The organism is Paenibacillus sp. P4_A7, assembly GCF_056402455.1.
In genome coordinates, this window is sequence record NZ_JBFUHJ010000002.1 from 19,506 (window position 1) to 38,818 (window position 19,313).

At 49.1% G+C, this 19,313-nt stretch carries 13 protein-coding genes; 10 read left to right on the top strand and 3 right to left on the bottom strand.

What is annotated here, in order from left to right; translation table 11 throughout:
• Positions 1-15: 15 nt before the first annotated feature.
• Both AC1DWN_RS00420 and AC1DWN_RS00425 read left to right on the top strand, forming a co-directional pair.
• Complete coding sequence (locus AC1DWN_RS00420) at positions 16-924, top strand: carbohydrate ABC transporter permease (RefSeq protein WP_477556973.1); 909 nt, start codon at positions 16-18, stop codon at positions 922-924.
• Positions 925-965: 41 nt separating this feature from the next.
• Positions 966-2,591, top strand: a complete 1,626-nt coding sequence (locus AC1DWN_RS00425; protein WP_477556974.1) for an extracellular solute-binding protein — start codon at positions 966-968, stop codon at positions 2,589-2,591.
• 64 nt (positions 2,592-2,655) lie between these two features.
• Here the strand turns inward: AC1DWN_RS00425 and AC1DWN_RS00430 are convergent, their stop codons facing one another.
• A complete protein-coding gene (locus AC1DWN_RS00430; protein ID WP_477556975.1) occupies positions 2,656-4,953 on the bottom strand; it encodes a helix-turn-helix domain-containing protein in 2,298 nt (765 codons plus the stop codon).
• Positions 4,954-5,086: 133 nt separating this feature from the next.
• On the opposite strand from AC1DWN_RS00430, the gene AC1DWN_RS00435 reads away from it, so the two are divergent.
• The 5 genes from AC1DWN_RS00435 to AC1DWN_RS00455 all read left to right on the top strand — a co-directional run bounded on the left by AC1DWN_RS00435 (position 5,087) and on the right by AC1DWN_RS00455 (position 12,439).
• Complete coding sequence (locus AC1DWN_RS00435; protein ID WP_477556976.1) at positions 5,087-6,475, top strand: alpha-L-fucosidase; 1,389 nt, start codon at positions 5,087-5,089, stop codon at positions 6,473-6,475.
• Positions 6,476-6,657: 182 nt separating this feature from the next.
• Positions 6,658-7,707, top strand: a complete 1,050-nt coding sequence (locus AC1DWN_RS00440) for a copper amine oxidase N-terminal domain-containing protein (RefSeq protein WP_477556977.1) — start codon at positions 6,658-6,660, stop codon at positions 7,705-7,707.
• 365 nt (positions 7,708-8,072) lie between these two features.
• Positions 8,073-9,860, top strand: coding sequence for a TIM-barrel domain-containing protein (locus tag AC1DWN_RS00445; protein ID WP_477556978.1), 1,788 nt, complete (start codon positions 8,073-8,075; stop codon positions 9,858-9,860).
• Complete coding sequence (locus AC1DWN_RS00450; RefSeq protein ID WP_477556979.1) at positions 9,860-12,148, top strand: hypothetical protein; 2,289 nt, start codon at positions 9,860-9,862, stop codon at positions 12,146-12,148. The genes AC1DWN_RS00445 and AC1DWN_RS00450 overlap by 1 nt, the downstream gene beginning before the upstream one ends.
• Positions 12,149-12,184: 36 nt before the next feature.
• Positions 12,185-12,439: a glycosyl hydrolase-related protein gene (locus AC1DWN_RS00455; RefSeq protein WP_477557023.1), complete on the top strand. Its 255-nt coding sequence runs from the start codon at positions 12,185-12,187 to the stop codon at positions 12,437-12,439.
• A gap of 66 nt (positions 12,440-12,505) precedes the next feature.
• On the opposite strand, the gene AC1DWN_RS00460 is transcribed toward AC1DWN_RS00455, so the two are convergent.
• Positions 12,506-14,374: a cache domain-containing sensor histidine kinase gene (locus AC1DWN_RS00460; RefSeq protein ID WP_477556980.1), complete on the bottom strand. Its 1,869-nt coding sequence runs from the start codon at positions 14,372-14,374 to the stop codon at positions 12,506-12,508.
• Positions 14,371-15,441 (bottom strand): response regulator transcription factor, encoded by a 1,071-nt coding sequence (locus AC1DWN_RS00465; RefSeq protein ID WP_477556981.1) that lies wholly within the window; start codon positions 15,439-15,441, stop codon positions 14,371-14,373. Before AC1DWN_RS00465 ends, AC1DWN_RS00460 begins: the two co-directional genes overlap by 4 nt.
• Positions 15,442-15,678: 237 nt before the next feature.
• On the opposite strand from AC1DWN_RS00465, the gene AC1DWN_RS00470 reads away from it, so the two are divergent.
• From AC1DWN_RS00470 to AC1DWN_RS00480, 3 genes are all read left to right on the top strand, one after another.
• On the top strand, positions 15,679-17,319 hold the full coding sequence (locus tag AC1DWN_RS00470; protein ID WP_477556982.1) for an ABC transporter substrate-binding protein: 1,641 nt from the start codon (positions 15,679-15,681) through the stop codon (positions 17,317-17,319).
• A gap of 176 nt (positions 17,320-17,495) precedes the next feature.
• On the top strand, positions 17,496-18,419 hold the full coding sequence (locus AC1DWN_RS00475; protein WP_477556983.1) for a carbohydrate ABC transporter permease: 924 nt from the start codon (positions 17,496-17,498) through the stop codon (positions 18,417-18,419).
• The gene (locus AC1DWN_RS00480) at positions 18,419-19,297 is read left to right on the top strand and encodes a carbohydrate ABC transporter permease (RefSeq protein WP_477556984.1); all 879 of its coding nucleotides are present in this window, start codon (positions 18,419-18,421) and stop codon (positions 19,295-19,297) included. Before AC1DWN_RS00475 ends, AC1DWN_RS00480 begins: the two co-directional genes overlap by 1 nt.
• Positions 19,298-19,313: the final 16 nt, after the last annotated feature.

Sequence of the window (19,313 nt, forward strand, 5' to 3'; positions counted from 1 at the left end):
AAGGGGGTGAGGCAGATGATTTCTGCTGTTAAAGAAACCGGTAGGGATAAAGTATTCGTTATTTGCAACTATATTTATGTATTCCTAGCTTTTCTGATCGTGGCTTATCCTTTAGTGTATATAATCAGTGCTTCAATAAGCGATCCGAAGTTAGTCGGTTCGGGTGAAATGTGGCTGTGGCCTAAAGGTATTACCTTTGAAGGCTATAAGAGAGTTTTCGAGAATGAGAGTATTTGGATCGGATATGGGAATACCATCCTCTATACGGTGGTAGGAACGTTGATCAATTTATTCGTTACGCTGCCTGCGGCGTATGCCTTGAGCCGCAAAGACTTTGTGGGACGAAACTTTTTTATGGGCATGTTCATGGTGACTATGTTCTTCGGCGGCGGCCTAGTGCCAACTTACTTGCTCGTCAAGGAATTAGGCATGATAAACACGATGTGGGCACTTGTTATTCCTTCAGCCGCTTCGATCTGGAACATCATTGTATCCCGGACGTTCTTTCAGTCCTCGATTCCGAGAGAACTGCAAGAGGCCGCTCAAATCGATGGGTGCACGAACATGCGGTTGTTCATCAAAATTATTTTGCCGTTATCAATGCCAATCATCGCTGTTATGGGGTTGTTCTACGGTGTAGGCAACTGGAATAGCTACTTCTCGGCACTTATTTATTTGAATGATGCTGATAAATACCCGCTGCAGCTCGTCCTACGCCAAATTCTTGTTCTGCAAGAAATGTCGGCACAGGGTGGGGGATCCATGGATGCGTCATCAGCAGCGGCACTTAACAACAAAGCGGAGATCGCCGCGCTGGTTAAATACGCAGTCATTATCGTGGCAACAGTACCCATTATTGCTATTTATCCGTTCCTTCAGCGTTATTTTGTGCAAGGTGTCATGATTGGTTCCGTTAAGGGCTAATCTTGCTCATACATTTATTAATCTAAAGGGGAGAATTTATAATGAAAAAGCTTCGGAAATCTTCAGTATTGTTATTATGTTTCACATTGCTCATGTCATTATTGGCAGCTTGCGGATCATCCAAAGACGAAGGTGCTGCTAGCGGTACAAATGACACGGCTGCCTCCAAGACGGCTGAGGGTGTCACGAAAGAAGGTTTTCCAATTGTTAATAAGCCGCTTACATTGACCATGATGTCACAAGATGTCGGTGTTGCGGATTGGAATAAAATGCCTGTTCTTCAAGAGATGGAGAAATTGACAGGAATCAAGCTGGAATATCAAAATTCACCGAGCGACAGCTTCGCAACGAAGAAAAACCTAGTATTTGCCAGCGGTACTTTACCGGACGTGTTCTACGCTGCGGATCTTAAGCCTGCTGAACAAGTAACCTACGGCAGTCAGGGCGTTCTTATCCCTCTTGAAGGTTATATTGATAACGGTTACGCGCCTAACCTGAAAAAGATTTTTGACGAGAATCCGGATATTCGTAAGTCGTTTACAACACCCGACGGTCATATGTATGCGCTACCCAACATCGATTTAGCGGCGGTCTGGTATCGCGGCCCGATGTGGTATAACGGTAAATTCTTGAAAGCCCTTGGGGTAACTGAACTGCCTAAGACAACTGATGAGCTTTATGCCTATCTAAAGCGAGTTAAAGATGAAGATCCGAACGGTAACGGGAAAAAGGATGAAATTCCGCTTACTTCCGTTAAATTAGACGATTTGCGCATGTTCTTCCTTGGTTTTTGGGGCATTTATGATGAGGTCGTTTATGCCGATAAGGATGGTAAAGTACACTATACTCCACAAGAAGAGGGCTACAAAGGCTACTTAACATTTTTGAATCGTCTGTGGAATGATAATTTGCTCGACCACGAGACATTCTCTCAAACAAATGATCAGAAGAAAGCTAAAGGCGAAAATAATCAAATTGCAGTGTTCAATGATTATTTCCCTTACTTCACGCTTGGCGGTGAACCAAGTGAAGACAATCCATTGATGACTCCTGTGAAGAGTGAAATAGCTGGTTCCCCAGTCTATGGCAAGCATCCTGGTATCTCTGCGAACGGTACCTTTGCAATTACGAACAGCAACCCAGCTCCAGAAGCGACAATGCGCTGGATCGACTACCTATACAGCTATGAAGGCGCTACACTGTTCGCCCAAGGTCCTGAGAACTTACTGTGGAAATATAAAAACAAGGATACACACGAGAAAGAATGGCTCCCGGTTCCTGGCGGCGTGGATCGTGAAGAATACCGAGGTACGATGACACCGAACTATGGTATCCTCACTCCTGGTATAAACGATACTGAGCTTACAAAAGGACTTAAAAGTGACTTCGACACATGGATTGATAAGGAAAATGCGGAAAAGCTTACTCCAATCGGCAAAGCGCCTTTCCCTAACGTTTATTTAACGAATGAAGAGCAGTCCGAAGCTTCCGCTTTGTTGTCCGATCTAAACACGTATGTTAAACAGATGGAAGCGAAGTTCGTAACAGGTAATGAACCGATCTCTAACTGGGATAATTATACGGCTCAAATCAAGAAAATGGGTGGTGATCGTATAGTAGAGCTTTATCAAGGCGCATACGATCGCTGGAACGATTCGAACAAGTAGAATGAAATAAGCTAATATACCCGGTCACGCTAAATGGTGACCGGGTATATTGCATCCTATTTTGTTATTCTTCATCGAGGTCCTGTGCTGTATCTGTCTGCTCGTTCTCTGAGTACAGCTTGCGGTATTGGCCTGGGGTATAGCCAGTTTCCTTTTTGAATTTACGGATAAAGTTAGGCGTATCGAGGTAACCGACTCGTATAATGATATCTTTTAACGGATCATTCGTTGTTTTTAAATGGTGCATGACCTCTTCCACCCTTTTTTTCCAAATATATGGAATGAAGTTCAGGCCCATCTTCTCCTTGAATGAACGACTGACATGCGAAGGCGATATGGCGAACTCAGAGGATATCGTCTCAAGACTGAGTGTATGATCCATGAAGTGACTGTCAATGTAAGCAACTACTTGGTCCATTAGTGAATGTTCTTCCTTTTTCGTATTGCGCTCAACCTGCGTGCAGATCCGGGAAGCAAGATTCAGGAAATTACGCTCTAATTCATCCAATGAATTGAAATTCATATGGGGAGCAATTTCCTGCATGACGTTATGGATGCCGAGTTCAGATGCGGTCTTCAACATCGTATTCAGAATGTCAAAGCTTATGCAGCGTATAACCAATGTGGAAAGATCGGAAGATTGCAAGCCTCGGATCGTCGGACTGATTATCTGTGCCGCCACATCATAGCTTCCTAGCTTCAAACTTTGCGAGAGCTTCATCAGCACATTATTAGGAATCCAGTAGGTGTGATCTGGCGTATAAGACAGCTTCTCAAAATAAGTGACCGCGCCATTCCCGGTTGACATACGAAGCTCAAATGCGGAACAGGCCTCAATAAAGGACTGATTAATCTGGTCAGGATTCGAATAGCAGAGTCCGACGCCAATCATCGGAATCAAATCAAACATTTCGAGCATATTGCTGCGTATAGCTTCAACAATATGGCGGACGTGAGTGAATTCCTCCAGATTACTATCAAGGTCGAAGCTGACTATGAGTGCCAGCTGATCCGGTTGCGGGAGCTCAACGCCATAGGCATGCGCGATCAGCTCTGGAAACTCCACCTGGGCAAGCAGCTCGATAATTTCTTGTCGATCTTGTCTGTCGTCCGGATGATCTTCAAATTGGGCCCATCCGATAACCATCACGAAGTGATGAGAACGGTTGAATTGAAGGTCGAATGCTTCCAGGAGATCAGGTGTCATGCTCTGGGCGTTTCCGTATTTCAGCAGCATGGACAGAAAGTGATTGCGAGCATAGGGCTCCTGAAGATCTACCCGCGAGCTGTAATCCTGCAGCGCTGTCCGGATATGCTCAAGCTCATTGCCGGATGGGGCGGATTCGCCTGCCGAACGTTTTGATTTGGATTTGGAGTTCGCGAACTCAACGAGCATGGATATCGGTTGGTATTGCATTTTAGCAAGCATGAGCGCGATCGCTGCACCCACAAGCACGACAATGCAGAATAACATGATGATGAAGCTGCGAACATGCAGCACGCTGCTGAAGAATTGGGAGCTTGGCATCAATGTCATATAGGTCCATCCGTTTTCCTCAGACTTTACAGATACGATAGAATGCTGTTCACCATTAATGGTTTTACTGTGAATGCCTGAGGGCAGCTTATAGAGAGATTTGGCCTCTGCATCCATAAGGGATTCACCTTGTTGATTATTGGTCAGAATTTGGCCGTTGTTATCGAAAATATAGGATAATCCTTTGTACTTGCCTAGAATCGAATTGATTAAGCCGGTGAGCTCGGATTCTGGGATCAAGTACATGATCGTGCCGTGCGGATTAGTACTGTTTGGTGTAATTGGAACCAGATAAGCCAACATCGATTGCTGCAAGTGGGTGTTGCGATTTACGAGATCGGCCGGCCGCATGGATGGAAATACGACACTGTTCAAATCTTGGACGAGATCTGCTTGCTTCCAATTGTGGAAGCTGTAATTATTGACAAACACGTCAAGACTCGACATTCCTTCGGAAGAGTAGATTTTCTCATCCTTGTGAAAATACAGAAACATTTCGCCAATGATAGAGCTTGTTGCTTTGTATTGATCCAGCGCTTGAATAGCCTCTCCGCCGTAATAGGAATCATGGACTCGAAAAGGGGTCAGCCTTTCGTCATAGGAGACACGAGAGGCGATTTCACTCAACTCTTTCATTCGGGCGTCAATAATATTTTCGGTTTGTGTTAATTGATTAAGATGAGACTGTTCAATCTCTGACCTTAAATTGCTGACAGCGTTCTCATAAATAAATACGGTAATGAGGATTAAGGGGAGAAGCAGAATGAATAAGTAGGACCAGATATATTTTAGAAATAGTTTGGATCTGAAGTAATTACGATTCATTGTGTGTGCCTCCTGTTGTTTGCCGATAGGGATGAGCCTTTCTAATGATATCAACAAATTTACCGTTTGGACATAGAGCGATGGGCATAAGGGATAATATGCTAGATGCCGAATATTTCATTGGAGGTATACCATGAGTGAATTGAATGCTAAAGAACAGGAACAAGAGCAAGTTGTCCAGCAGGGCGTTCATAACTACAGCAGTGAAGAACAGTGGGTGAAGCCAGAGGATCCGCTTCTGCTGGAGCGTCTTGAATGGTTCAAGGACCAGAAGTTGGGTCTCATGATGCACTGGGGACCGTACTCTCAGCTTGGCGTCGTAGAATCGTGGGCACTCATTGACGAGGATGAGGAATGGTCCCGCAACGAGATCGATTGGGATGTCGACGCGGAGGAACTGAAACGGCAGTACTTTGGATTAAACAAAACGTTCAATCCGCTCCGTTTTCAGCCTGAGCTATGGGCAGACCTGGCTGCGGAGAACGGCTTCAAGTATTTAAATTTCACGACTAAGCATCATGACGGCTTCTGCATGTGGGACACCCACACAACCGAATACCGCATCACAGGTCCAGACTGTCCATTCCATACGCATATACATGCCGACATCTGCAAGCAGCTTTTTGATGCATTCCGTGCAAAAGGCTTAGGGATTTCTGCCTACTACTCGAAGGCAGACTGGAACACGCCTTACTACTGGGCACCAGGTATGAGGCGTGGAACCTTTACGTCACGGGGACCAACCTATGACCCGAAGGAATATCCGTGGCTATGGGAGCAATTCGTGCAGTTTACCCATGAGCAGATTATGGAGCTGATGACGCGCTACGGCCGCATCGATATGCTGTGGCTAGATGCCGGATGGGTCAATGACTTCCGTGCTCAGAACATCAGACTGGGTGAAGTAGTGGAGAAGGCTCGTGAAATCCAGCCTTGGCTTCTCTCGGCCGACCGTACCGTCGGAGGACCATACGAGAACCTGATTACACCGGAGCAGACACTTCCTGAGCGTCCGCTGAATGTTCCATGGGAGAGCTGTATAACGATGGGAACCGCGTTTTCTTTCCGTTATGAGGATAAATACAAATCTGTTAGGCAATTGGTTCATCTGCTAGTTGAAATTGTCGCTAAAGGCGGCAACCTGGCCCTTAACGTCGGACCTCAGCCTGACGGAAGGCTGTCTGAAACCGTCATTTCTCGGATCAAGGGAATGGGAGCGTGGCTCAAGGTTCATGGTGAAGCGATCTATGGAACGCGTATTTGCGAGCCGTATTCTGTAGGCAATTGCCAATTCACTAAAAAAGGTGATACGACATATGCCTTTTACTTATATAAAGATGAGCATGAGGTGGTTGAGGAGGAGATTCACATTCCGGTGCAGGCAACCTTTAGTCACATTGCTCTCATAGGCGGACAAGAGAGTCTGGATTATCGCCTGACGGAGAATGGGATAGCTGTACGCCTTCCAGAGAATGAACGGCTCGATAAAGCGCCGATTGCGCATGTATTCCGGATACAGTAAGTGAAGGTTAGACGAGCAACGATCTTTGGCCTGCGATGGAGATTAGAGCAAATATAGACCAGCAGCGGCGCTATCTATAGTGTTGGTTCAAAGGAGTTTATGAAAATGTTGGAACATTCTGCGGACTTTTTACGTCGGTAATAAAGTAGGACAAGTGTCAACAACAAGAGAGGATGATAAGCATGAAGAAGAAACTGAAAAAGCAAGCAGCAACTATTCTAGTAGCGACAATGGTCGTATCGGGGGGAGCTGTATATGCGGCGCCGAGCACGGATATAGTACCTGTGGCTGGAGTGGAGTCGGTTACAGATTCGTCAGCTATTAAATATGCTATCACGATTAACGGTAAGGATGCTTTGAATACAGGATTTCTAAATGAGGACAGCCAGCAAATTATGCTGCCGCTGCGCGAATTGTCAGAAGCACTTGGATTCGAAATCAAATGGAACGTAGAGAACAGGTCAGCAGAACTGTCTCATTCGGAATCTCCGATCTGGACGCTCGTTCAGACGGGTAAGGACAATTATACGATTAACAAAATGTACAAGCCTCTTGGTTCTGCACCAGTAATTAAAGGGGGTAACTTATATGTCCCTTCTAATTTCTTTAGTGAAGTGCTGCAGGCAAATGTATCGGTAAATGGCAGCCAAGTGACCATTTTATCCCAAGCGGAGGAAGTTAAGACATTGACCAGAAATGGCGTTATAACGGGGATTAATAACGAAGAAGACTATAAATCCATACACATAGATGGAGCAGGTACGGAAGGCTTGATTTTTAATATTGACGAGAAAACGGTCATCCGTAACACTGATGGCGAGAAAATTGAGCTTAAAGATTTGTCGCTCGGTATGGATATTCAAGCTGTGCACAGTCTTGCTATGACAATGAGCTTGCCTGGACAAACCTACGCTTACGAAATTACTGTTCAATCAGATACCGCGGCAGCTGATTACATTGGAACATCTGGTGCGATCCAAGAAGTACAGGTTGATGATAAAGGCAACACAAGCATATTAGTTAAAGGGCTCGGTATGACAGAGGGATCACCAGCTGAAGTTGTATTAATGATTCAGCCGGAGACTATCATTGTCGATAAAGACGGTAAAAAGCTGGAGAAAAGCGAATTGAAAAAGGATGGGAAAGTTCTCACTTTCTATAGCCCTGCACTTACGAAAAGCTTGCCTCCAATCGGAAAAGCTTCAAAAGTCGTTTACTTAGGTCAGGAGTAAGATAGGATTAGCATCTCGCAGTATATTTGAGTAGTAACATAGAGGCGGATTGTGGCTTTGTATAGCTGCGATTCGCCTTTTTGAATTCTTGTTCAAATAGCTTGCAGCCTCACATGTAAACCCACAACCGTATGATGTTGTGGATTTTTGCGTTCTATCGCTTTGATTTTAATATGAGTTCGAATTTTTCGTTTTAAAAAATAAATGGTTTCACTTGTGCTCATCCGAAAATGCCGAGAGCATAAGCCATTTGAAAATCAATATTATGCGAAAGCAGGAAAATTACACAGGGTGTATGATATTTCCCCTTGGATGCCTCTGCTCATTTTGCCACAATGGGAGTATGAGAAAGGGGAGATCTTTGAATGACACGACATCAAATTGCGGCCGGCGGTATTCGCGCCGAAGTGGACTCTGTTTTGAATCGCTTTACTTTATACCATGAAGGGCGGGGGCATCGGCTGCTGATCGCTCCGCAAACAAGCCTTTTCGTGCCGGTAACGGCCGGTGGGATGACAGTAAATTGGTCACTACGGCATATCGAGGAAACCGAGAAGGAGCTGCGGTTTTTCTTTGATCTTGATGACGCCCAGCATGAACCGGTTATCGGGCAGTATATACTGACGTTGCGCAGCCAGGAGGACCATATGGAAATGTCGTCCGCCTTCACTGCAGCCCGCGACTGCGAGTTAAACCGATTGGAGCTGTTCCCGGCTGAAACCGGAGTGAACTTATACGACCTCGTTAATTATCGCAACCGGCACCATACGCCCCAAACTTGGCCGGAGCTGAATTTCGGCGAGACGATCGACACGACGACGTACTCGAACGATTGGCAATTCGCGCCGCATTCGGCGCTATACATTTTGCGGCGAAACGAAGAGAGCCTGTTTGTCGGTGCCAAAAATTTGACGTCTTCTTTCGGCATGCCTCTGGCGGCCGAGGATTTCGTACTGAAACGGTGGGACCTGGACTATGGGGCGCCGGGCGCCGGTCTTGCGCTGAAGGCGGGCGAAACTTTCCAATCTCCCGTATTCGCGCTATTCGCGGAGGAAGGGAAAGAAGTGCGCCAGGTGCTGGACCGGTACACGGATATTCTCGTCCGTGAAGGGAGAATTCCGGATCCGCGAGCGAAGAAGCGATTTGCTTGGCATAGGCAAAATCTGTACTGCACCTGGCTCGATCAAGGCTACCGTTCGTTAGCGGCCATTCCGACGCAGCTCAGCGAGCAGAGCGTGACGGGTGGCTTGGACGACGCATCCGCCGTGCTGGACGAGGCGCAGGTGAGACGGGCGCTGGACGTTATCGCATTGGAACGGTTGCCGTTTACGACGATACTGATCGACGTTGGATGGCAAAAAATATCGGGCGAATGGGTGCCGCATCCCGAGCGGTTCCCGAACTTGCGCGGATTGGTGGACGAGATTCACGCCAAGGGGATGAAGGTGATCCTTTGGTGGAATTGGGCGGAACTGTACGATGATGCCTATGCGGATTCGGCACATCTGATCGGTGGGGGCAAACGCAACCGCCACGGCCGGCGCATGCGCGATTATTCCAATCCAGTTACGCAAGAGGAATATTTGCAGCCGCTGTTTCGGAAGTTTTTCTCCTCCGAAGCGGATTGCTACGATATCGACGGAATCAAAACGGACTTTCTCGCAGACAAGGTGCATGATGACATGCCGGTGCATAACCCATCATGGCGTGGAGAGGACACTTACTTTTACGAAGTGTTCCGGTTGTTCTATACGATGATGAAGAGCTATAAAGAAGATGCTTGCCATATCGGCTGCTCCGGGCATCCATATTTGAGCGACTTTATCGACATCAACCGGACATACGACATTTTCAGTTCGAACATGCTTGAGCACTGCGAGCGCGGTCGCATGCTGGCCGCGACTTCACCTGGCACTCCGGTTGCTTTCGATTTCCACTGCTACGTCGAGAATCTGGAAGGATATTTCCGCACGGCGAAAGAGGAAGAGTGTTCGGTACAAATCGGCAACATTCTCGGCATGAAAAAAGATTTCTTTTCACCGTGGGAGCCTGCAGATTCGGATTACTATGATATTCTGCGACACGGTTTGGAGATGCTTGCCGAGAAGTACGGCATTGCGGCCCAATCGGACGAGGAAAGGCCGGGCAACTAATGATGAATGGGTTTTTGGAACGAATCGGAGCAGCCTGCGCGATATCACTGACGCGCTACGACGGAGTGGAGCCTGCGGAAACGGCGGAATTCGCCGGCTTGACCGCGGGGATTCCGCTTGCAGGGGAGTCGGTTCAGCAGCGACGTGAAGCATTTGGGGCTTCGGTAACGTGCACATTGGCGTCGGCGGCCGTTTCCGACCGGGAAGACGCGCTTGACCTGACGGTAACACTCGCAGTGGAATCGGGTGAGACCGCGGAAGCGACCCTGGCAGCCGAAATCCAATTTTCTGGCTGGTCGGCGGACAATTATGTGCTCGTTCCCGGTAGCATCTATGCTGGGAACAGGTTCAAAAGCTTACCCGTTCCTTATCCGCCGATATACGAGAACGACGAGGATATAGGTCCGGATATGCCGGTGACGGTAACGGATATTCCGCGGCTGAGCTTGGAACCGTCCTGCCGGTCGGGCTTCGAGTTGACGACGTTGGATCCGGCTACACCTGCAATTGGTGTTTATTTCCCTGCGCGGAAAGCCGGATTCTGGCTACTGACGGAGCAGTTGACGGCTTGCGGACCGGGAGGCATATCGCTGGAGGAGAACGAAGCGCGGGATGAGGCTGCGCTGCGGCTGTCCGCGCCAGGCGTGCGCCGGAGATCTCCGGAGCCTGATCAAGGACGTCGTTTTCGAGCTGGAGACACGGCAACATTGCGTATACGGATTTATGTATTCGCATGCGGTAGCATTCAGGGGTTGTTCGACCGATTTGCGGATGTCCGCAAAGACTTGGCGGACGGGAGTAAGCCAAGCAATGCTTTGCCGATGTCTGCCGCATGGCGCATTCAAGAACAGAAATATAATCGGCAAAATTGGGAAGCGCGTGAAGGCTACTATGCGGTTGGCATCAGAGACAACCGTTATCAGGACTGGCAGCCGGGGTGGACAGGCGGCGGTATTTCATCGTACCCGCTGCTCATGCGTGGAAACCACGAGTCGCGCGAACAAGCGAAGCGGACGCTTGACTTTCTGTTTATGACGCAGCGAGAATCAGGTTTTTTCCCGGGAATCGTCTATCAGGGAGAAGAGTACGGTGACGGCTTCCATCGCGAGGATTCGGACCGTTGGCATCTGATTCGCAAAAGCGGTGACGTCCTGTATTATGTCATGAAGCAAATCCGGCTGTTGGAACGGCAAGAGGGAGAAGGCTCGGTTCCGACCGCATGGTTGTACGGCATTCGCCGACTGGCCGACGCATTCGTGGGGCTTTGGCGCAAGTACGGGCAATTTGGGCAATTTATTGATGTGAATACTGGTGAAATTTTGGCGGGAGGATCAACCAGCGGCGCAATCATACCAGCGGGGTTGATGCTTGCGAGCGACTATTTCGGCGAGGAAAGGTATAGGGCAGTGGCGTACGCTTCTGCGGAGCGGTATTATTTGCTGGATGCACAGTCGTGCGTCACGACGGGCGGACCTGGCGAAATTTTACAATGCCCGGACAGCGAATCGGCGTTCGCGCTGCTGGAGTCTTTCGTCGTATTGGCGGAGGTGACGGGAGACCCGGTATGGGTAAAGAGGGCATCCGAAATGGCCAACCAGTGCATGACCTGGTGCGTGTCTTATGACTATGCTTGGCCGGAAGGAAGCGAATTCGGACGGCTCGGGTTGCATAGCCGCGGCTCGGTCATCGCCAACGCACAGAACCGGCATAGCTCGCCGGGCATCTGTACGCTGTCGGGCGACGCGCTGTTCAAGCTGTACCGGATGACGGGCGATCACCGTTATTTGGAGTTGTGCGCCGAAATCGCGGTGGGACTGCCGCAATATTTGTCGCGGACCGACCGCCCCATTTATTCCTGGGACGAGGGACCGGCACTGCCGCCGGGGTGGATGTGCGAGCGGGTCAATCTGAGTGATTGGGAAGGCAAAGACAAAATCGGCGGTGTCTTCAGTGGCACGTGCTGGTGCGAAATCTCGCTCATGCTCACTTATGTGGAGCTGCCGGGTCTTTACGTACGGACGGATTTGGGGTCGGTGACCGTATTCGATGGAATCGATGCGAACACCGTGTCCGCCAGTGAAGGAACTTTGACGGTCAAGGTGTGCAATTCGTCTGCCTTCCGCGCGGACGTGACGATTGGCGCGGACGATGAGCAGTCGCTTCGCCGACCGATCGGACCACTCGGCTGCGGGGAGGGACCAGTGATGTCACTGGAGCCGGGGGAATCACGCCTCGTGCGGATCTCCATGGCGCCGGACGGACGTCCGCGCCTGGACGAATTAGAATAAATAGCTTGATTGAACGATAGTAACATCAAGGGGGACGTGCAGATTGACGCCGTCAAAAAAGCAGAGGACGAAGACGCCGTTATCCTTCGACTTCACGAATTCGGTGGAGGCGGTGAAACGTTCTCCATTCGGAGCAGCCTGCCTGTCGCCTGCTGGACGCGGGTCGATCTGTTAGAGCGCCCAGCAGCGGCTGAAATCAGCAACCTGTCGCACCCGACTGAGCTGCAAGCAAGCATTCGGCCTTATGAGATCCAGTCCTATCTCGTTCGTTTCGATCCCAGGTCGAGCTAGCCGCAGATAGAATGATGAAATAACGCAAGCACGCGCTAGTCCGCGCGTACTTGCGTTTCCTTACGTCTAATTTGAACCGGCCGTTCCGGAATATCTCGCCAGCGTTATGATGGCCGTTACGCCGCCCAGTTCGTTGTTCTCGTAATGAAGGCCGTGTTCAGGCCCGAACAACAGTTGGATCCGCCGATCGATATTACGGATGCCCAGGCCACCGTTACTCGGATAGTCCGCTGTCTCCTTCGCTCTTAAATAAGCGTTGATCGCGGGGGCGTCTGCTCCATCGCCGGAATTCGTCACGCTTATCGTACAGTCTTTGCCCGATACTTTTGCCGTGATCGAGATGATGCCTTCTCCGTTCGTCTGTTCGATGCCGTGCTGGAGCGCATTTTCCACAAGCGGCTGCAGCAACAGCTTGGGCACCATGACTCCCGTTATGCTCGGATCGATGTGGAATTCGACCTGGAACGAATGGTCGTAGCAAATTTTTTGCACGTTTAGATAATCCGTGACCTGGCTAACCTCATCTTGGAACGTCACGAGCCGGCTCGGGTCTTTGATGGCGTATCGCAGCAAGTTAGAAAGGGACGAGATGGTTTCGGCGATCCGGTCCGCTCCCATTTCGAGGGCCATCCAGTTGACGGAGTCGAGTGTATTGTAAAGGAAGTGCGGATTGATTTGCGCCTGCAGTGATTTGAGCTCCGCCTCCTTCTCCTTGATGCCGCTGTTGTACACTTCATTCATCAGGTCGTTCATCCGCTTCATCATCCTATTGAAATTCAGCATGAGCATACCGACCTCATCGGTCGACTTCGGACGGAGATGAATCTGCATATGTTCCGTGTTATGGATGCCTCCCATGGTTAAAGCCAGCTTGCGGATCGGCCGCGAGACGCGGTGGGAGATGAACAACGACAGCACCGTGCCGATGACCGCGGAAGCGGCGACGACCGTCAGGATGATAGGCTGTAAAAAAGCCATTCGCTTCGTAATATCCGATTTCGGAATGAGGGCGAGCAGCGTCCAGCCGTTTTCCATCGGGTGTTCGCTGAACATGTACCTCTCTCCGTCTAATTCTAAATCATTCTCCGCGTTCGCGGTAGAGACTTTTCCCTCTTTCAGCACTCCGACATGAGTGTCGATCAACCTACGCGCAATCATCATGTCGGAGCCGTACAAAATCCGGTCATCCTGGTCGAGTAGGATCAGATTTGTGGAAGGCGTCAGCCGGGAAGCGTCCAACTGATCACGGATTTGCACGGTGTCAAAATCGATGACGAGTACCCCAAGATTCGATATTTCCGTCCTCCGTGCTAAGCTGCCCTTCTCGGACAAATACGGGTAGGACAACGAATATTTGTACGGGTTTTTGATAAGCGCTGCCACATAGAGGCGGTTGTCGCTGTCTGGCATTTGGAACCAATGCAACGCGCCGTCGTCGGCCATCGTGTCTTGAAACCAAGTCTCGCTGCGGATACTCGCGTCGGTATACAGCCCTTTGAGTCCCAAGTTTCCGGCAGAAAAAATCTGGGCCAACGGGAGAGATGAGTCTGCATAAAAAGAAATATGATAAGAAGGAATCAGGTTGCTGAGTGGAACGTAAATGTCTTTCAAAAATTGCTGGTTCAGCTTCTTCTTATTCTCGTCGAGCTTTAAATAATCATGCTCCAGAGTAAGCGGGTCTGTTAATAATTGCGCGAAATACATGTCCGAATACAGCGAAGTGACCGCTTGTCCGATACCACTCACAAGGTTCTCCAGGTTGATGCGGTTCTGATTGGTGATTTGGTTAAGGTCCTCCGTAAGTTGTTTACGGTAAATGTCGCGGAACTCCACGTACATAACGAGGCCCGACAGCGTCACGATGAGAAGAATGACCGCAATGAACAGCACGGAAATCCGCATCCCGAGGCTGAGCTTGTACTTGCGCCCGATCATGACGTCTCGCTCTTCTTGTCCGCCAAATTGCGGTATTCTGACGGTGTGACGCCCGCATGCTTTTTGAAAACCTTCGCAAAATAATGGGAATCAGCGTAACCCGTAAGGGCAGAAACCTCCTGGATCGATCGGCGCATATCCTTTAGCAGTTCCCTTGCTTTATTCATCCGCATGTTTGTGATATAGGCGGAAATATTGATACCCGTCAATTGACGAAAAAGAATGCTCGTATAGTTGGCGGACAGACCGTTCGCGTCGGCGATCGAGTAGACCGACAAATCGGAATTTTGATAATGATCGGCGATATATTGGCGCACGTGCTCGACGATGGTGTCGGAGCGAGCGCTTTTACGCTCATGGAGTAGTTCGGCCGCATTCATGTAGAGCGCTTTCATATAAGACATTAGGTCGGATTTCGTTTTGAGTCCAACCAATTCCTCCCATACCTCATCCCGCGTCACTTTTAAGCTGGGCTCGTCCACATTCATTTGTTTCAACGTATCAAAAAAAACGGCGGCGAGTCGGGCGCATAAATCTTTGTACAACGCCAGCGGATAGTCGACCAATTTCTCCGACTCATTTTCAAAGTGGAAGGCAATGTCATCCGGATTGGCCGTCTTCAAGGCAAGGCTCGCTTTTTCCGGCAGAGCCGATTCGTACAGTGCTCCGTATTCTTTACGTTTGTTAACTCGCTTCATGGAAATCTCTGCGATTCTTCGCTCCAACTTCTCGATTTTGTCGCGGTCGATCGGTTTCAAAATATAGTCGGTTACGCCAAAGCGCAAGGCGGATTGTGCAAAAGTGAAGTCATCGTAGGCGCTTAATACGATTATGACGGTGTCCGGCAACCGCTCGGAAATATGTCTGGCCATCTCCAGTCCGTCCATGATCGGCATGCGCACGTCCGTTATGATGACATCCGGATGCTTGACCACTGCCATGTTCAGGGCATCCTGCCCATTGTGGGCCACGCCGATCACCTGCGCCTGAATTTGATCCCAGCGGATCATTTTTTGAAGGCCTTTGCATACCGCAGGCCGGTCATCGACGATAATCACGCTCAACATACGGTATCCCACCTTTCCATACTTAAGTTCATCATAGTCCGTTCCTTATAGAAGGGTCAACCAACATATTTCTACCTAAACAGAGGTTTTTACCCTTGTTGGGATAATTGGAATTACTTAAGCTTAATTCAGCGAAGCATTTTATCCGGAAAAAATGCACCGCAATGATATTATGTAAGATGAACACGTCGTAATGTTGCATGTATTCTCAAAGCAAATACGAAAGGGGTCATACACATGTTAAAGAAACTATTTGGAAAAGCTGCGACATCAGGTACGGCGGTGCTGTTGACTATCTCGCTATTGGCGGGCTGCAGCAGCAACAATGCGGGGGTGAGTCCATCCGCCAGCGCTGGACCAGGCTCGGAGACCGGCCAAATCGCTGGGGGCAAGGAAGTTAAGATCACTCTTATGGACTGGCAAGATCCGAGTGGTAAATATGCAAAGGCTTACAATTTTGGATTCGACGAATATATGAAGCTGCACCCAAATGTAAAAATCAAGCACGTCTACCAACCGTCCAACGGATATGACACGCTTCTAGACACTCAGTTCGTCTCCCACAAAGCACCTGATGCCGTGCAGTTGAACGATGGTCAAATCACAAAATATATGGACCAAGATAATCTTCTTCAACTAGATCTGTATATGAAGGAGGGCAATCCTTACAACGACAACCAAACATGGGTCGATACCTTCATCAACGGAGAGGGCGCGTACAAACGCATGAAGTCCAGAAATAAGTACGGCGCGATCTCGTTCGTCTCCATCGACGGGGGCCCCGGAATAGCGCCGCTCAGACCGTTCTATTACAACAAGGATATTTTGGCGAAATCCGGCGTCGACAAGGTGCCGACAACGTGGGCCGAGTTCATGGAAGCCTGCGAAAAAATTATGGCTGCCGGATACAATCCGATTGCGGCGGACAACGACCGCTTCCTGTCATGGACATTCTCTTGGGTCGCAAACCAGACGGGAGAAGGGTACTTCAACCAATTTTTCGATGAAAAATATCATAACAGTGAACTGTACGAAGATAAGGCTCTCGCAGCCATTATGCTGGACAAGCTGACGAAGGAAGATCCGGAGCTGCAAGGCATTTATGCGCTCTTGAAAAATTACTCGAAATACTGGCAGAAGGGCTGGTCAGCGGGCACGACTGAACAGGCGGAGCAGCTGTTCGCTTTCGGTCAAGCCGCGTTCATTCTGGACGGCAACTGGATATATGGCTATTTCGAGGAAAACATCAAAGGCTTCGAATTCGGCGTAATGCCGTTTCCGCTCATCACCAAGGAATCGATGCCGCTGTCACTCGAAAAAATGCCGGCACCCGGCTCTCAACTCGATTACGGTTGGGGTCTGAATAAAGATTTGGAGAAGGATCCAGCCAAGCTCGAAGTAGTCATCGATCTTTTCAAATTTCTGACTAGCACTGACATGCAACAAAAAATGAGTGAAATCGGCGTGTATGCTCCGGTTACCCAAGGCGTGGTTGCGCCGGAAAAGCTGGCTCCTTTCTTGGCCACGGAAGGCGATTCACTGAAAGAACCAATCGACAATCCATTGTTCCAAGCTGCCGATATGGGCGGAAAAGCCAAGGCGCTCAGCCAGGAATGGCTGACGGGCAAAATGGACGACGACAAGTACATGGACGACATGTTCAAGGCAGCTAAGGAATCATCGCTGCAAAAAGTACGTGACATGCTCGACGAGAAAGTCGGACTGCCAAATCAGATTGCTACGTTGGAAAAGCTGCTGTCCGAGCAGGTAGCGGCGAAAGTGCCGGCCATCATTAGCGATACGACACAGGAAAGCCTCGACCTCGCCAAACTAAAGTATGAGTTTTACCAGCAATATCTAGCTTCGATCGTTAAGTAATACGGAAGCAAAAACAAGGGGGCGGCCATCGCTCCCCCTCTGTTTTTGCTTCAAATATAGGAGATTATAAGTTTCATCTTTATACTTTGCCTATATTTCACCGCGAAACGCGCCGCTGCTATAAGGACGGCGACAGCCGTTTCGCATTGGCGCTCACAGAAAGGAGAATGTATACGATGAACGATGCGACTGCTATCCGGCCTAGTGCCAAGAAAAAACGCTACAAATTCACTACCTTAGGGTGGATTGGCATAGTGTTTATCTTCCCAGCGTTCGCGTTTACGCTGTTGTTTGAATATTATCCGATGTTGGACGGGATATACCATTCGTTTTTCCGCTGGAACGGTTCAACGGTTGAAAGGTTTGTCGGCCTAGAGAACTTCATTCGAATTTTTAAAGATTCAGCTTTTTGGACGTCTGTTTACAATATGCTGTTTTTCCTGTTCTTCAATATTCTTCTTATGTTTCCGACCATTATTGCCTGCATCGTGATGTTTCGTATTAAGAGCGAACGTGTGCAATATTTTTACCGGCTGCTTTACTGCTTGCCTATGGTTATTCCCGGCGTCGTCGTGATGCTGCTATGGAAGTTTCTGTACAACCCACAGTTCGGGCTCATTAATCAGATGCTGGCTGCGGTGGGCTTGGACAAGTATCAACAATTGTGGCTCGCTGATCCAGCGCTGGCCAAATGGAGCTTGCTGCTTACCGGATTTCCGTTTATTAGTACGATTGCCGCGCTTATTTATTTAGGCGGTCTGCAAAGCATCGATTCAGGCATTTGGGATGCGGGCAAAATTGACGGCGTAGGCTGGTTCCGCAAAATGACGAGTCTGGAGCTGCCGCTCATCGCCGGACAATTCAAGTTGAACCTGATCGGCGTTCTTGCTGGGACGATAACCGGCTACAGTACGCAACTTATTATGACGAACGGCGGTCCGGGTTATTCTACGCTTGTACCCGGCTTGTACATGTACCAGAATGCCTTCTCCGGTACCCAGAGCGATTACGGCTACGCTTCCGCGGTCGGCCTCGTGTTGTTCGTCGTCGCGCTTATCATCTCACTGGCATCGATGAAATTCATAAGGAGTGATCATTGATGGCGCGTATCCTAAATGAAGTAGAGACGATTCCCGCATCCGTACGCAAATACAAAAGATTTTCTTCTGCCTGGGCAGAAGTAGCAAAACATGTATTTATATGGATAACTTTTTTGGCTATTCTGTATCCGCTCGTCATCATGGTTCAGATGTCATTCAAAGATATCGAGCAAATTATGTATCACTTTTTTAGCTGGACTGGTACGTATCACTTCGAAAATTACTCGCGCGCTTGGTCGCAGGTAAGTCCACTCATTCTAAACAGCCTCATTATGGGGGTTGGTACCGCGGTGCTAAGCATATTAATGTCGTCGATCGCTGGTTACGCGTTCGCCAAGCTCCAGTTTCCCGGCAAAGAGGTCGTGTACTGGATCATTTTCGCGAAAATGCTGCTGCCCGGCGTCATCAATCTCGTACCAGCTTTCGTGCTGGCTTGGCGCTTGAATTTGCTCGACACGCATTGGGCAGTCATATTGTTCGGTGCCGCGGCCAACATGCCGTTCTGGTGCTTCGTCATGCGAACTTTCGTGGCGCAGCAGCCGACCGAGCTGTTCGAGAGCTCACGCATCGACGGCGCTGGCGAGTTTCGGATATTTTGGAATATCGCGCTGCCGCTGTTGAAGCCAATGGTTACACTGTGCGGCATGCAAGTGTTCTTAGGAGTATGGAACGATTATATCTGGCCGCTCGTGACCATTCAGACGTTTGAAAAACGTCCGCTCACGGTTGGTCTTGCTTATTTAACGACCGGATTTCCAGGAGATTACGGCCCGCAGATGGCCGGATACGTCATTGCCAGCATCCCGCTGCTTATTATGTTCATTTTAGGCATGCGTCAATTCGTCGCAGGATTGACCGGTGGATCAATCAAGCTTTAAGAGATTGGAGCATTCG